15 protein-coding genes and 1 other RNA gene are annotated in these 13,255 nt (G+C 72.8%); 7 read left to right on the top strand and 9 right to left on the bottom strand.

Annotation, left to right across the window (positions count from 1 at the left end; all coding sequences use genetic code 11):
- Positions 1 to 74: 74 nt before the first annotated feature.
- The 4 genes from FRAQA3DRAFT_RS13255 to FRAQA3DRAFT_RS13240 are packed head-to-tail and all read right to left on the bottom strand — an operon-like array spanning position 75 to position 1,666.
- Positions 75 to 371, bottom strand: a complete 297-nt coding sequence (locus FRAQA3DRAFT_RS13255) for a hypothetical protein (protein ID WP_083873602.1) — start codon at positions 369 to 371, stop codon at positions 75 to 77.
- Positions 328 to 666, bottom strand: coding sequence for a type II toxin-antitoxin system RelE/ParE family toxin (locus FRAQA3DRAFT_RS38755; RefSeq protein WP_009739541.1), 339 nt, complete (start codon positions 664 to 666; stop codon positions 328 to 330). The genes FRAQA3DRAFT_RS13255 and FRAQA3DRAFT_RS38755 overlap by 44 nt, the downstream gene beginning before the upstream one ends.
- 6 nt (positions 667 to 672) lie before the next feature.
- Positions 673 to 924: a type II toxin-antitoxin system Phd/YefM family antitoxin gene (locus tag FRAQA3DRAFT_RS13245; protein WP_232292036.1), complete on the bottom strand. Its 252-nt coding sequence runs from the start codon at positions 922 to 924 to the stop codon at positions 673 to 675.
- A 43-nt stretch (positions 925 to 967) separates the two neighbouring features.
- The gene (locus tag FRAQA3DRAFT_RS13240) at positions 968 to 1,666 is read right to left on the bottom strand and encodes a DUF2306 domain-containing protein (RefSeq protein WP_009739539.1); all 699 of its coding nucleotides are present in this window, start codon (positions 1,664 to 1,666) and stop codon (positions 968 to 970) included.
- A gap of 531 nt (positions 1,667 to 2,197) precedes the next feature.
- Between FRAQA3DRAFT_RS13240 and FRAQA3DRAFT_RS13235 the strand changes: the two genes are divergently transcribed.
- Complete coding sequence (locus FRAQA3DRAFT_RS13235; RefSeq protein WP_009739538.1) at positions 2,198 to 2,923, top strand: sensor histidine kinase; 726 nt, start codon at positions 2,198 to 2,200, stop codon at positions 2,921 to 2,923.
- Entirely contained in the window at positions 2,920 to 3,588 is a 669-nt protein-coding gene (locus tag FRAQA3DRAFT_RS13230) for a response regulator transcription factor (protein WP_009739537.1), read from the top strand. Before FRAQA3DRAFT_RS13235 ends, FRAQA3DRAFT_RS13230 begins: the two co-directional genes overlap by 4 nt.
- A 19-nt stretch (positions 3,589 to 3,607) precedes the next feature.
- Here FRAQA3DRAFT_RS13230 and FRAQA3DRAFT_RS13225 read toward each other — a convergent pair whose 3' ends face one another.
- Both FRAQA3DRAFT_RS13225 and FRAQA3DRAFT_RS13220 read right to left on the bottom strand, forming a co-directional pair.
- The gene (locus tag FRAQA3DRAFT_RS13225; protein WP_009739536.1) at positions 3,608 to 5,110 is read right to left on the bottom strand and encodes a serine/threonine-protein kinase; all 1,503 of its coding nucleotides are present in this window, start codon (positions 5,108 to 5,110) and stop codon (positions 3,608 to 3,610) included.
- Positions 5,111 to 5,585: 475 nt separating this feature from the next.
- Positions 5,586 to 5,810 carry a 4-oxalocrotonate tautomerase family protein gene (locus FRAQA3DRAFT_RS13220; protein ID WP_035920938.1) on the bottom strand — a complete coding sequence of 75 codons (225 nt, stop codon included), beginning with the start codon at positions 5,808 to 5,810 and terminating at the stop codon, positions 5,586 to 5,588.
- On the opposite strand from FRAQA3DRAFT_RS13220, the gene FRAQA3DRAFT_RS13215 reads away from it, so the two are divergent.
- Positions 5,809 to 6,024, top strand: a complete 216-nt coding sequence (locus tag FRAQA3DRAFT_RS13215) for a hypothetical protein (RefSeq protein ID WP_035920936.1) — start codon at positions 5,809 to 5,811, stop codon at positions 6,022 to 6,024. The two genes, FRAQA3DRAFT_RS13220 and FRAQA3DRAFT_RS13215, sit on opposite strands and share 2 nt — an antisense overlap.
- Positions 6,025 to 6,293: 269 nt before the next feature.
- Entirely contained in the window at positions 6,294 to 6,653 is a 360-nt protein-coding gene (locus FRAQA3DRAFT_RS13210) for a hypothetical protein (protein ID WP_157467347.1), read from the top strand.
- Between the two features lie 146 nt (positions 6,654 to 6,799).
- Here the strand turns inward: FRAQA3DRAFT_RS13210 and FRAQA3DRAFT_RS13205 are convergent, their stop codons facing one another.
- Positions 6,800 to 7,096 carry a PH domain-containing protein gene (locus FRAQA3DRAFT_RS13205; protein WP_035920932.1) on the bottom strand — a complete coding sequence of 99 codons (297 nt, stop codon included), beginning with the start codon at positions 7,094 to 7,096 and terminating at the stop codon, positions 6,800 to 6,802.
- A gap of 549 nt (positions 7,097 to 7,645) precedes the next feature.
- Positions 7,646 to 8,059, bottom strand: an RNA gene (rnpB, locus tag FRAQA3DRAFT_RS31995) — RNase P RNA component class A.
- 344 nt (positions 8,060 to 8,403) lie between these two features.
- On the opposite strand from rnpB, the gene FRAQA3DRAFT_RS37210 reads away from it, so the two are divergent.
- Positions 8,404 to 8,718 (top strand): lipopolysaccharide assembly protein LapA domain-containing protein, encoded by a 315-nt coding sequence (locus FRAQA3DRAFT_RS37210; RefSeq protein ID WP_009739532.1) that lies wholly within the window; start codon positions 8,404 to 8,406, stop codon positions 8,716 to 8,718.
- A gap of 654 nt (positions 8,719 to 9,372) precedes the next feature.
- Here the strand turns inward: FRAQA3DRAFT_RS37210 and tnpB are convergent.
- Positions 9,373 to 10,386, bottom strand: a complete 1,014-nt coding sequence (gene tnpB / locus FRAQA3DRAFT_RS13195) for an IS607 family element RNA-guided endonuclease TnpB (RefSeq protein ID WP_009739531.1) — start codon at positions 10,384 to 10,386, stop codon at positions 9,373 to 9,375.
- A 1,292-nt stretch (positions 10,387 to 11,678) separates the two neighbouring features.
- Between tnpB and FRAQA3DRAFT_RS37205 the strand changes: the two genes are divergently transcribed.
- Together FRAQA3DRAFT_RS37205 and FRAQA3DRAFT_RS13190 are read left to right on the top strand one after the other, a co-directional pair.
- Positions 11,679 to 11,825 (top strand): hypothetical protein, encoded by a 147-nt coding sequence (locus FRAQA3DRAFT_RS37205; RefSeq protein ID WP_232292035.1) that lies wholly within the window; start codon positions 11,679 to 11,681, stop codon positions 11,823 to 11,825.
- Between the two features lie 315 nt (positions 11,826 to 12,140).
- Positions 12,141 to 13,255 (top strand): serine/threonine-protein kinase (locus FRAQA3DRAFT_RS13190; RefSeq protein WP_009739529.1); only part of this gene is annotated, 1,115 nt, incomplete at its 3' end.

The raw sequence follows: 13,255 nt of genomic DNA, 5'->3' as shown, positions 1-13,255 counted from the left end.
GGATTTCGGCCCGGTCGGCTGGCCGGCTGGCCGGCGAGGGGCGTCACCCCAGGCGGCCGACGCTCCTCGGCCTGCTACGCGTCGGTGAGCTCGTGGGCGTGCGTTCCAACCTCGCGGAACGTCTGGTCCCAGTCCGGGGCCGCGCCGCCTGTCGCGTGGACGGCCGCGCGCGTCGCCGCGCGCGTCTTGCGTAGGGCCTGTTCGAGAGTCGTGACATCCACGATCATTGTGACGTCGAGACGACCCGTCTTGAGGTTGGTGCTCAGATCGAAGTCGATGACATCATGAAGTTCGTACGGCGCGTCGGCGAGTCGGTCGGAAACCTCGTCAAGGTCGTCCAGCGGGCCGAATACCTGCAGCTCGATCAGCATCTGGTACTTCATGGCGGGGCCCCCTCTCGGAGGTCTCGGTACGCCTGCGTCGATGGGCGACGCGGACGATCGTGATGAGGATTCGGCCGTCGTCGGCGTGGTGGATCACTCGATGGTCACCGACTCTGATCCTCAGGACGCCGGCCGGCTGACCGGCGAGGGCACGCGCGCCGGGCGGGCGCGGATCGGCGGCGAGCCGGGTCACCGCGAGCAGGACACGGCGCGTGGCGGTGGCATCCAGCTTGCGTAGCTCGCGTAGCGCCGCGGTCGTCCACTCGATGGCGTCTGCCGCCACGTCAGCTCAGCTCAGCCCGAACTCAGCCAGCACCTCGGCGTGGGGTATCCGTGGCTCGTCGGCGGCCAGTGCCTCCCGCGTGGCGGCGAGATCGGCCGCGTCCTCGGCGGCCTCCAGCTCGCGAAGATCCTCGATGGAGATCACCGCGGCGACCGCGCGGCCGTGACGGGTCAGGATGACCCGCTCCTGGGCATGCTCGGCCTTGGAGACGATCTCGCCGAGATGATCACGCGCCTCGCTGATCGGCATCTCGCTCATCCCCAGATTGTACAAACTGGGGAATGATTCGGCGGAGCAGCGGTCAGGTCAGAGGCGGTCTGGGGGCGGGGGTCGGGCGGGTGAGGAGCCACTGGGCGACGAGCAGGTTGGGGACCCAGCAGAGGAACGGGACCACGTGGTAGGCGCGGTCGAAGGCGACGTCCGAATCGGTGCCCGCGCCGATCTGCGCGGCGCTCAGGACGAACATCCACAGCCGCAGCGTCACCGCGGCGTAGGTCAGCGCGAAGGTGCGGATCGCCCACCGGCGATGCGCGTGGACGTCGCCGCGTCGGATCGTCCGCACGGCGATGACGGCGAAGCTCGCCCAGAGCACGGCCAGCAGGCCGAAGCCGGCCGTTCCGATCGGCCCGGCGAGGTTGACGGTGCACAGCACAGCGCCCGCCGTGCCCGCGACGCAGATCGCCGCCACGGTGGTCCGGCCGGCGACCCGGTGCAGCCAGGGAAGGCGCGCCCGGACCCGGGTCGAGAGCTGCAGCGGCGAGAGCGTCAGGGCGACGGCGCCGAACACGATGTGCAGGTACAGGAAGACCTGCAGCGGGGTCGACCGGTCTACATAGTTGACGGCCACCTCGTTGCCCTGGTCGGCCTGCTCCCGCAGCGATGACGTCAGGTACGGCACCAGGGCGAACACCGCGATGGCCAGGGCACTCAGGCCGTACCACCAGGCGGCGACGGTGGTTCGGGCACGGGGGCGGCCAGCGGGCCGGTCGATCGTGGTCATCGAGTCCTCTGGGAGAGGGGCGGGACAGGGCGGGTCCGGTCGGTGCGGCGGCCGGTCGGGCCAGCAGGCCCGGCCGGTGCTCGGGAACCGGGCGGGACCGGGCGGGGCCGTGCGAGGTGCGTCGGGGGCTGGCCGGACGACCCGGTTCAGGGTGGGAGATCGGGCCGAACCGCGTCGACACCCTGGCGGGTGGAAGGGTGGTCGGCCCGGGGCGGTGCCGTCTCCCCCGGACGGGTGAGACGCGCTGCCCGACCAGGGGGTCGCGCCCGCGCCCGCGGCCCGGCACCGGTCACCATGGGTCGTGTCCTCGATCGCGACGACCTCCGACGCCCCGTCACCGCGGGCGAGCAGCCGGCCCCGCGCACCCGGAGAGTGGCGGGCCCGCGCCGCCCGGTGGGCACGCCCGCACCCGGCCGATGTCTGGCTGGCCGTGGGCCTGGCCGGCGCGGCGATGTGCGTCGCCGCCGTCGCGGGCTACGTCCTGCTGGATCACGGCCAGACGGTGACGACGGACCTGGCCGGGGTGGTCATGTGCTTTCTGATCGCGACGATCGGCGGGGACGCCGCCCGCAGCCGGCGGCGTTCGCCGCCGCCCGGCAGGCCAGGACCCTGGGGGAGGCCCGGGAGCAGGCGCTGGCCGCGGAGCGGGTGCTCCTGACCGAACGCGGCCGGCTGGCGGGGGAGGTGCACGACGCGCTCGGGCACACCGTCAACGTCATGGTGTTGCAGGCCGGGGTCGCGCGGCGGGTGTTCGAGGACAACCCCGGTTTCGCCCGGCAGGCGCTGGCGGACATCGAGACCGCCGGGCGCGACGCCCTCGGAGAGCTGGATCGGCTGCTGCGGATACTGCACCCGTGGGAGACCGACGCGGGGGGTTCTCCCGACCTGGGTGACCTGGCGGCGCTCGCCGAGCGGATCCGGGCGACCGGCCGGGAGGTGGACCTGGCCGTCGAGCCCGTCGCCCTGTCGCCCACCGGCAGCCGGACGTCGTACCGGATCGTGCAGGAGGCGCTGACGAACGCCGTGCGGCATACCTGCTCGGGTCGGATCCGGGTCCGGGTCACCCCCGCCGGGGACCTGGCCCGGATCGAGGTGTTCAACGAGGGCGTCGGGTTCGCCGCGCCGGTGGCGGGGCGGGGCCTGGTCGGCATGCGCGAACGGGCCCGCCTGGAGGGCGGCTCCCTCGACGCCGGCCCGGTGGACGGCGGTTTCCGGGTCCTGGCCACGTTGCCGGCTCGACCGGACACCGTTTCATGACCACTGTGCTGCTGGCGGACGACGACGGCCCCGTACGCAGCGGGCTACGCGCTCTGCTGGACGCCGAGCCGGGCATCACCGTCGCCGGTGAGGCGGCCACCGGCGACGAGGCGGTGCGGGCGGCCCGCCGGCACCGGCCGGACGTCGTCCTGATGGACGTGCGGATGCCGCGCCAGGACGGGGTCTGGGCCACCCGCCAGATCGCCGGCTGGGCGCCGCCCCGACCGCGGGTGCTCGTCCTGACCACGTTCGACCTCGATCAGGTGGTGGAGGACGCGCTGGCGGCCGGGGTCGACGGCTTCCTGCTCAAACGGGCCACGCCGGAGCAGTTGATCGAGGGCATCCGGACCGTGGCCGGCGGCGACGTCCTGGTGGCCCCCGCGGTGACCCGCCGCCTGCTGGCCGTCCTGGCCCGCCGCCGCGCCCCGGACCGGGACCTGCTCGCCCACGCCGAGCAGCTCACCGAGCGGGAGACGCAGGTGCTGCGGGCGCTGGCCGCGGGTCGGTCGAACGCCGAGATCGCGGCCGAGCTGACCGTGTCCGCCGAGACGGTGCGGTCCCACCTCAAGCGGGTGCTGAGCAAACTCGGGGTCCGGGACCGCACCCAGGCGGTGGTGTGGGCCTACCGGACCGGATTCGTCGACACCGCCGACCCGGACCGGTGACCGTCTCGCCGTCCGGCGGTCAGCCGTTGGAGCCGCGGCCGTTGCCGGCGAAGTGACCGCCGGGCTTGGACCGCTGCGAGCGGGGCTTCTTCCCGGGCTTGTCGCCCGACCCCTTCTCGCCGGCGCGCTCAGGCTGTCCGAAGACGATCGCGGCGCATCGACCGTCGGCGCGGACCAACGGTACGACTCGCAGCCCCATCCTGGGTGCGCCGGCCGCGGAGCAGGCACTCGACGTGCCGACCGGGCCGGACGAGCCCCGAGGCGGGGCGGTGCTCGGGCGCGTGCCGGTGGGCCGTGGTTTCGGTGCGGGGGCGACGCGGGCGACGGCGGCCGCGGTGGGCTGCGGCCCGATGGGGATGGGCTGCGTGGCGGTCGCGCCGACCAGGGAGACCGATACCGGGCTCGGCGCGGCGGGGGTGGCGGCGGGAGGGGTCGTGGTCGCCGCGGGGCGCGTAGAGGAGCCGGTGGGGGAGGCCGGCGTGCTGGCGGTGGACCGGGATGTCTCCCCCGGCGCGGCCACGAGGACGGCGGTGATCGCGCTCGCCGCGGCGAGGACCGTCGCCGTCGCGGCGACCCCGCGGCGGTGCACCGGGCGCAGCGCGGGAAGCCGGGAGAGGACGGGGGCGACGAGGGCCGGCCGGCGGTCGCGGCCCGGTGGTGACCCGGCGCCGACCACCACCGCCGTTGTCGGGCCGAGGGCCGCGGCCCGCGGGAGCGGGGCGGCGGGGAGCCGGTCGAGGAGCTGGCGGGCGGTGGGCCGGCGGTCGGGCCTCTTGTCGAGGGCCTTGGCGACGATCTTCCCGAGCCGGGCGGGTAACCCGTCGACCGCGGCGTCCTCGTGCAGGGTCCGCAGGAGCAGGGCCTCGAGGGGACCCTCCCCGAACGGCGGGCGACCGCTGGCCGCGAACGACAGGGTCAGGGCCCAGGAGAAGACGTCGGAGGCCGGCCCGGGCGAGCCGGTCGTGGTGAGCAGTTCGGGCGCCATGTAGCCGACGCTGCCGAGCACCACGCCGGTGACCGTGACGGTCCCGGGCACCCCCGCGGCGATCCCGAAGTCGATCACCTTCGCCCCGTCCTCGGCCAGCATCACGTTGCCGGGCTTGAGGTCGCGATGCACCACTCCGGCGCCGTGGATCGCGTCCAGGGCGATCGCCAGCTCCACCGCCAGGGTCTGCAGCGCCGCGGCGGACAGCGGGCCGTTGCGCGCCACCTCGGCCGTCAGGGTCGGGCCCTCGATGTACTCGGTGGCAAGCCACGGCATCTCCGCCTCCGGGTCGGCGTCCACCAGCCGCGCGACCCGGGGGCTGTCGACCGCCGCGGCCGCCCGGACCTCCCGGGCGAACCTGCGCAGGAACGTCTGGTCCCCGGCATGCTCGTCGCGCAGCACCTTCACCGCGAACCGCCGACCGGCGGCGTCCTCGCCGAGATAGACCACCCCCATGCCGCCGCTGCCCAGGCGCGCGGTCAGCCGGTACGGCCCCACCGCATGCGGATCGATGGCGCGCAACGGCCTCACCGGCATCGGACCCCTCCGCTCGTCGCCCACCGTCATCGATGAGCTATCAGATAGCGGCGTGGTCGCGTGCGGCATCGCCACGATGTCCGCGTCGCGGTCGACACATGCAAGCGAATGCCCGCTTTGCCGCATCCTGTGTGCATGTCCCCAGTGCGGCACCCAGTAGTCCAATTATGTTGGACAAATCGGCGGGGCTGTCGTTCCGGGCTCGGACAGTCGCTCGGCGACAGGATCAGAGATCTCGGTCGCCGGCTCAGAGCTCTCGGTAGACCTCAGAGCTCTCGGTAGACCTCAGAGCTCTCGGTAGACCCGGCGCCGATGAGCGACCCGGACGATCGTGACGAGGACCCGGGGGTCGTCGGCGGCCAGGGCCTCCCGCGCGGCCGCGAGATCGGCCTCGTCCTGCGCCGCTTCCAGCTCGTGCGGATCCCTGATCGGCGGGACGTGGGCCCTGTCCTCCTCGGGAGTAGCTGGCGGCTTCTCACGCGCTCCCGCCGGACTGGAGCTTCTGCACGTCCTCGGTGGTCATGCAGCGTCCCCCGATGCCCCAGTCCCCGCTTCGGACCTCCTCGACGACGACATGGGTCACCGGTCGCATCGCCTCGCCCTCGATACCGACCATGACCTCGGTCAACTTGGCGATCATCTCCTGCTTCTGCTGAGGGGTGAAGACGCCCTCGATCACTTTCACGTTGATGAACGGCATGTCCGTTACCTCCAACGCGGTGCCTCTGGCGCCAGCCGCCGTCCGGTGGCCGGCTGACCAGGATGTACCCGCCATTGTCGAGGACAGCGAGACCATCAAGACCGGGATCGAGACCCAGAAGGGCCAGGTGGCCGCGGGCGAGCCGCTCGACTTCTCCCGGCTCACCGCGGCCGCCGCGAGCATCGACGCGATGTCCGAGGGGATGCCCGCGTGAGGCCCGCAACGGGGCGGTGGCGGTCGCAGGCCGATTGTCGTCCTACCTGGCAAAGGGATAAGGATAGTCCGAGCAACCGAAGGCGTTTGAGACCCTCGACCGCCAGCTTGTCTCGGCGGCTTGCTGACCGATGGGGGCAGGGCCTCGCCGGGCCGACCCGCAGCGTCCAGCGGCCTCGCCGGGCCGACCAGCAGACTGGAGGGGGCATGAGTCCTCAGATGCGGCGCCTGTCGAAGCGCCCCCCGAGTGCGCGGGACGCCGGGCCGGCCATGACCACACCGCCGCTGCTGCGGCTCGCAGGCATGTACCCGTCTGTGCACCGTCAGGTCGGGATCAGCTACCGACGCCGTGTGGCGTTCGTCGACGAGGGCCTTGCGGACCTGATCCGCGCATTGTGGGTGGCCGCCCTCGACACGGACTACTCATGCCAGGGTGGGCTCAATCCGCTGTGGGGTCCGCAGGGGACGGCCGGCTATGTGGCCTTCGGCAACGCCTCGACGTGCCGCCGCCTTTCCACCCTGCTCCCGGTCGACCTGGCCGCGCGGTTGACCTGGGAGCGCCGGGCGGTGCGGTTCCAACCGGAGGAGATCTCGGCGTTGGTCGCCGCGCTCACCCGAGCCGGTTGCTGAGCACCAGGCCGACACCAGCCAACGGTGCCGGCCGGCCTGCGCGGCAGATGCATCCCGCGGAGATCTCACCAGCGCTGATAGCCGCCTGCAGGCAGCACTTGCTAGGCGGTTGGGTGGAGCCGTGCTGGTGGCACGAGCATGGCCGCCTACCAGCTCCGGGGTTGCTGTCGCGCCTGCGCGGACACCTGGTTGAGCAGGTCGCGGATCTTCATGGGCTCGGGAACGGACTGGAGGATCACGGTGTCCTGTCCCCATCCGCGGCGGACATGGACAACGACGTCGCCGACGCCACGGGCCCGTTGGATGAGGGTCTGGCGAACGTCGATGTCGAACAGCCATCCGAGCTCGTACTGCTCGGTGGTGGTTGTGGTGATGCCCTGGGTGGCATAGAGCCGGATGTCGGTGAGCTTGTAGCGGCCGGCGGCACGTCCACCGGATGCCATGCCGGCGATCGTCTGGCTGGTGGCTTCCCACAGGATGCGTTCGCCGTGGGGGCTGGCGCCGGCTGGTCCGCCTGGCGGTGGGGGTGGCGGGTAGCCGTATCGCGGGTCGGGTTGGCCCTGTCGGGTGGGCGGGTATTGGCGGTCTGGCGGGTACGGATTGCTGTACGGCTCCGGTGGCCCTTGATAGCTCACGATGTTCCCCCTCGCGGTTGGCGGGGGGACGCTAGTAGCTAGCTGTGAAGCAAATGGATTTAAGGGGTGGCGATTGGCTCGCTGTTGCCCCGACCATGGGTGATCGGAGGGCATCCCGCCACCTGACCGGTACTGGTCCAGCCATGTCTCCGCGTCGACCCGACGCCACAGGCGGATCGGCTTGCGTTTCGGGGCCACGTCAAGCCCCGCAAGCCCCGCAAGCCCCGCAAGCCCCGCAAGCCCCGCAAGCCCCGCAAGCGTCGTTGTCTGCCCGTCTCGGACCGGTTGGGCCGGCCGGCAGGCTGCGGCAAGGGGCCGGCCTGGCAGAGCGCATGATCTGCGAACTCGTGTTGGTAGCGGACGAGGTGGCCTGTAAGCCGGGTCCTGTGCCGGGTCGCCTTGCGGCTCGCCGGTGGCGGCCATCTCTCTACGGCTGCCGTTGCCGGCAGCCTCCAGCGGTCTACCCGCAGGCTCGGGCGGGCAGCCCTCGAACGCCTGCGCGGCTCGCGACCGGTTACGGCCGCGGGCCTTCTGACCTTGCTCCGGGCGGGGTTTACCGAGCCGCCCAGGTCACCCTGGGCGCTGGTGCGCTCTTACCGCACCGTTTCACCCTTACCGGCGCCGTGGCCGGCACCGGCGGTCTGTTTTCTGTGGCACTGTCCCGCGGGTCACCCCGGGTGGGTGTTACCCACCGCCCTGCCCTGTGGAGCCCGGACTTTCCTCGGCGGCACCGGCGTGAACCGGCGCCGACGCGGCCGCCCGGCCACCTCATCCGCATCTTCAGCATAGGGCACGCGCCCGCCTAGACTCCCTGGGCACAGGGGACGGAACTGGACGGTGCCGGCAAGGCCGTGCAGGCGATCATGATGGATGGGGCGACGATGGCGGGACCCGACGAGCCGGACAAGAGGATCGACTACACCCGCCCCATGAGCCCGCCGCCGGCTCCCGGCGGCCCCGCCGTCCCAGCGCCTGGTACGGGGCCGGGGGCGGTGCCGGTCGGCGGGCCCCCGCCGGGCCCGGTGGCCCAGCCCCACCCTGCGGGCACTGCCTATCCGACAGGGACTGCCTATCCGACAGGGACTGCCGGGGGTCCGGGAACTGCCGGCGGTCCGGTGGCGCCGGGAACGCCGGCGGCACCCGGCGCGCCGGCGGGCGGGCCGCCGCCGCGGCGCGGGGTCGCCTACACCACGTATGCGGTCACCGTGCTGGTGCTGGTCATCGCGATCCTCGTCGTCGTGTTCGTGGTCAAGAACGACGCGCGGGTGAGCATCTGGCTGTTCGGCTCCACCCAGCGGATTTCGGTCGCCGCGGCGCTGGCCGCATCGGCCGCCGCGGGGCTCGTCATCGGCCTGCTCATCGGGGTGATTCCGCAGATCCGGCTGCGCCGAGAGCTGCGCCAGCTACGCAAGGCGGCCCGCGGCCGGTAGGACGCCGAACAGGGAAACCAAACTCCTGCGCCGGCGGCGGGTGATGCGGTGCCGGTGTGCGGGTACCGGTTTGCCTTTGTTGATCGTGTCGGCCTCGTCCCGGTCAGCCGCTGGAGATCGGTGAGCGGCGAGGGCGGACATACCTGATCCATCCGCGGGTGAAGAACGGGACTCCCTTCCGCCGGCCGCTGGTGGCGGGGCTCCCTCTGCCACCGTCTGACCGTTCGAGAGGTTGAACCACGGGGCTCGGGCGGAGCGCGGGGAGGTGATGGAGATCCTCATCCGGCCCGCCGGTGAAACGTGGCCGCACCCGAACCAGACGCGACGTCGACGTGCTGCTTTTCGCTGACGCAGCCGCGCATGTTCACGAGCACCGGTTGGTAATCCAGATCGGCGACTTCCCGCGCGGTCCCCGGCTGACATGCCAGCGGCCGGGTCGCGCCGGGTCGTGTCCGTGGCGGGGGGGAGCGCGGGCGTTGCCGTTGCATGAGAGCGCTGAACAGTGCCGGTCATGCCGTCTCGCCTTGCGGTGAGGCACCTCCGGTCTTGCCGGCCGGAGCCGTGCCGGGTTCCCGCTTCACTGCCACCTCTACCAGCGGCCGGCGACGACCAGCCGGGAGCCCTACCAGCCGGGAGCCCTACCAGCCGGGAGCCCTACCAGCCGGTCTTGTAACCCAGCTGGCGGCGGACCTCGGCCATCGCGGTATCGGAGACCGCACGGGCCAGGCGCCGGTTGCGGACCATCCCGGCCAGGTGCGGGTCTTCCACCACGATCGCGTCATGGGTGGTCGCGAGCCGGGTGGTGAGCTTGTGCAGCCCGTCCCGGCGCTGGCTGGCCACCTGGGCGTGAAGACGGGCGAGGCGGGCGGCAGGCCTGCGACGGCCCACGCTGGCGGGCTTCGACCGGGCGTGGGCCCGCGAGGCGGTCCGCAGCCGGCGCAGCGAGGCGGCCAGCTGCTGCGGGTTGGGGATCATCTCGCCGGTCACGAGCACAGCGAGATGCTTCACCCCCAGATCCACCCCGACCGGGCCCGCGCCGCGCTGCCGCGGCAACGGGCCGGTGGGGACCTGCCGGTCGACCTCGACGGTGAACGCCACGAACCAGCGTTCCGCCGTGCGGGACACCGTCGCCCCCAGCGGCCGGGCACGGCCGTCGGCGAGCCGGCCGGTCAGCGCGCCCATCGGCTCGCAGACCTTCACCCGGCCGACCCGCGGCAGCTTCACGTGCCGGTCCCCGTCCGGGCCGTAGCTGCCGGTGGTGTAGCGGAAGCTGGCACGGGCCCGCTTTGTGAACCGGGGAAACCCGACCCGGCGGCCCCTGCGTTTCCCGCTGCGGGAATCGGTGACGTTCTTCAGCCCGCGGGCGAGCTGGTCCAGGCCGGCGGAGTAGGCCTCCTTCGAGCACTCCGCCCACCACGGGGCGGCGGTGCTCTTCGCCGCGTTCCATTCCCGGCGCAGCGCGGCCAACGTCCACGGCACCGGGCTCACCACATCATCGTGCAGGCCGTAGGACTTCTCGGCGTCCCGCTGCGCGAGCACGGCGGTCACCCGGGCCAAACCCCGGTTGAACGCGAACCGGGCCGCACCCGCATGCCGGAACAGCCCGGCATGCTCGGCGGGGGTGGGGGCGAGGGCGAGGGCGAACCGGAACGCCTGCAGTGTCGTCACCCGGCAGCACCGGCGGTGGCTTCGAGGTACTCGGCACCGAACCACTGCCGCGCGGTGGAGTACCCGACTCCGTTCGCAGCTGCCCACCCCTTCAGGCTCACACCATGACCATGGATCACTACCCGGCGCTACCAGGAACTGGATCGGCAACAGTTTTCAACCCCCCTCCCCCCGGCCGGGGTGACCCGGGCCGTCCGGCTCCCGCCTGGCGGGCCGGACGGCCCGCCACGGGCCAGGCCGGGCGGCGGGACCGGCCACGCATCGCCCGAAAGGGCCATCGGTCCAGGGCGAGCGCGGCGCGCCGGCCCCGGCGGCGCGGGATGTTCGCCGCTAGGGCGGGTGGGGTGCGGATGTAGCCCCGGGCGGTGCTGGTGGGGTGGACAAGCTCGTGCCGTGTGCGCCTCTTGTGTCCCGCGTCGCTCGTGAACCGCACCGCGGTGGGGGCCCTAACGCCTCCGGTGGTGCTTTCGGTGCCGTGCTCGGCCGGGGTCCCGAGCCTGTTGCGGGCCGCGCGCCCGGACCGCCGTAAACCCCGTGGACCTCGCGTTTTACCGCCGGCAAGAGCGTGGCAGCGGAATTCTGCCGGCGGGAACCGGGGACGCGGGTCGACGCCGGTGGATTATTAGCCGCCTCACATTCACCGGAGTCAACCGGGTGGGTGTTCGTCGTTCTCCCGTTGTCGAGTAACGTTTCGAGTGCAACTTTGATCTGGGAGGTTTCGTGGCAGAAACGAAGGCCATTCGCCGACTGGGTCGGACCGCATGCGCGGGAATCACCGGTTCGGGCGTCCCGGGCGCCGCCGCGGGCCGGAACGACAGAATCATCGTCGTGCGCGCCGGTGCCGTCGGCGAGGCCGGTCACGCCCCGTCGTCGGGTGCGCCCGCCGACTCCGAGGAACGGGTCGAACTCGTTGATCGAGTCATTCTGGTGAGGGCTCGACGGGACGTCCCCGAAAGCTGACCTTTCCCGCGGCGGAGAAGCCTCTGGCGAGGCGCCACCGGCTTCTTCGTCGCGGTTTGGGGACTTTTTCGGTGGAAGGGCCGAGGGGGCCGCCTGGAGAGGTGGCCGGTTGGGGTAACCGATAGGTGGGTGTCCGGGGAGTCGAATGGCCGGGTAGCTGTGGTTCCATCGGTACAGTCCGATTTGTGACACCGCTGCGAACCGTTCCGCCTCCGGGGGCACACTCCCCGCCGCGTCCGGCGACGGTACCGAGGCCCGCTACCCCACTGCCGCCGCACTTTGTCCATTTCTTTGGCGGCGGTGAGCAGCCGGCCTCCGGCCTGCACCTTCGGATGGCCCTCGCCGACGGGTCGGCGCCGCGGGACATCGTCGACGTGCCGATCGGACACCGCGTCACCCCGGCCCGCGCCGAGGGCATCGCCGCGGCCGAACGAAACCCGGATCTGCGCCGGCTCCGAGAACGTCCGACCATCCGCTGACGCTCCAGGTGGAACGCGCACACCACGCCACCCCGTCGAGGGTTCCGTCGCTCGTCGGCGATTCGCGCCACGTCCGGCGACGGAACTTCCCCGACACCCGGAGTCGTCTGATGAGGACGTGGGATGCGTGGCCCGACCGTCGCACATCTCCACCACAGGTTCCGCAGGCACGGTGGGGTGGTGCCGGCGGCCGGACCTTCGGCCCCGACCGGAGCGGCCCCGACCGGAGCGGGCCAGAGCCGGACGGCTCCTTAGGCGCCCGGCGCGTGGGCTGACGATCGCCGATGGTGGAAAGAACGACGTAAGGAGGGCGTGGTGCCGCCGAGGCCGCTGCGCTCGGGTGACCCGGAGCGGGTCGCCCGATTCGCGCTCACCGCGCGGCTCGGCTCCGGCGGTATGGGCATCGTGTACCTCGGCGCGGACGACGACACCGGCCAGTTGGTCGCGCTGAAGGTGATCCGGTCGGACTTCGCCGCCGAGCCGGAGTTCCGCTCGCGTTTCCGCCGCGAGATCGAGGCGGCCCGGGCGGTCGGCGGGGCCTGTACCGCCCGGCTGGTCGACGCCGATCCCGACGCCGAGGACCCGTGGATGGCCACCGAGCTCATCCCCGGTCAGAGCCTCGCCGAGACGATCGCCACCCGCGGCGCCATGGACACGGCGGTCGTCGTGGCGCTCGCCGCCGGCCTCGCGGAGGCGCTGACCGCCATCCACGGCGCCGGCATCGTCCACCGTGATCTCAAACCCGGCAACGTCATCCTCAGCGGTGACGGCCCCAAGGTGATCGACTTCGGCATCGCGGCGGCGGTCGACGCCACGGTCGCGACCCGCACCGGGGTCCTGCTCGGCAGCCCCGGCTACATGGCGCCCGAGCAGGTCACCGGGCACGGCGAGGTCGGCCCCGCGGCCGACGTCTTCGCCTGGGGGCTCACCGTGCTCTACGCGGCGACCGGCAGACCCCCGTTCGGCACCGGCCGCGCCGACGCGCTGCTCTACCGGGTCGTGCACAGCGAGGCCGACACCGGTGACGTGCCCTCCGAGCTGCGGCCGGCGGTGACCGCGGCGCTGGTGAAGGAGCCAGCCGGGCGCCCCAGCGCCGACGATCTGCTGCGGGGGCTGATCGGGCCCACCGACGATCCGGCCACGGGGACCCGCCGGCTGCTGCGCGAGGCCTGGAACCCGCCGCCCATCGACCCCGCCGCCTTCGTCCATCTGCCCACGTTCACCCCGACGCCCAACTCGTCGCGGGCCGGCGACCGGCTGCGCGACGGCGACTTCCACGACAGTCAGACGCTGGTCGGGTTGCCCTCGCCGCGGCCGTCGGTCAGCTTCGTCACACCGACCCAGCGCACCCCCGAGCCCAGCCGCCCCACGGCCCGCGCGGTCCGGCGGCTGCGCGGCTGGGCGCCGGGCGTGTTCGCGGGGCCGACCGG

This window comes from Frankia sp. QA3 (genome assembly GCF_000262465.1).
Lineage (GTDB): Bacteria > Actinomycetota > Actinomycetes > Frankiales > Frankiaceae > Frankia.
Note: the sequence above shows the minus strand (reverse complement) of the source record. Positions and strands in the feature narration are given on the sequence as shown.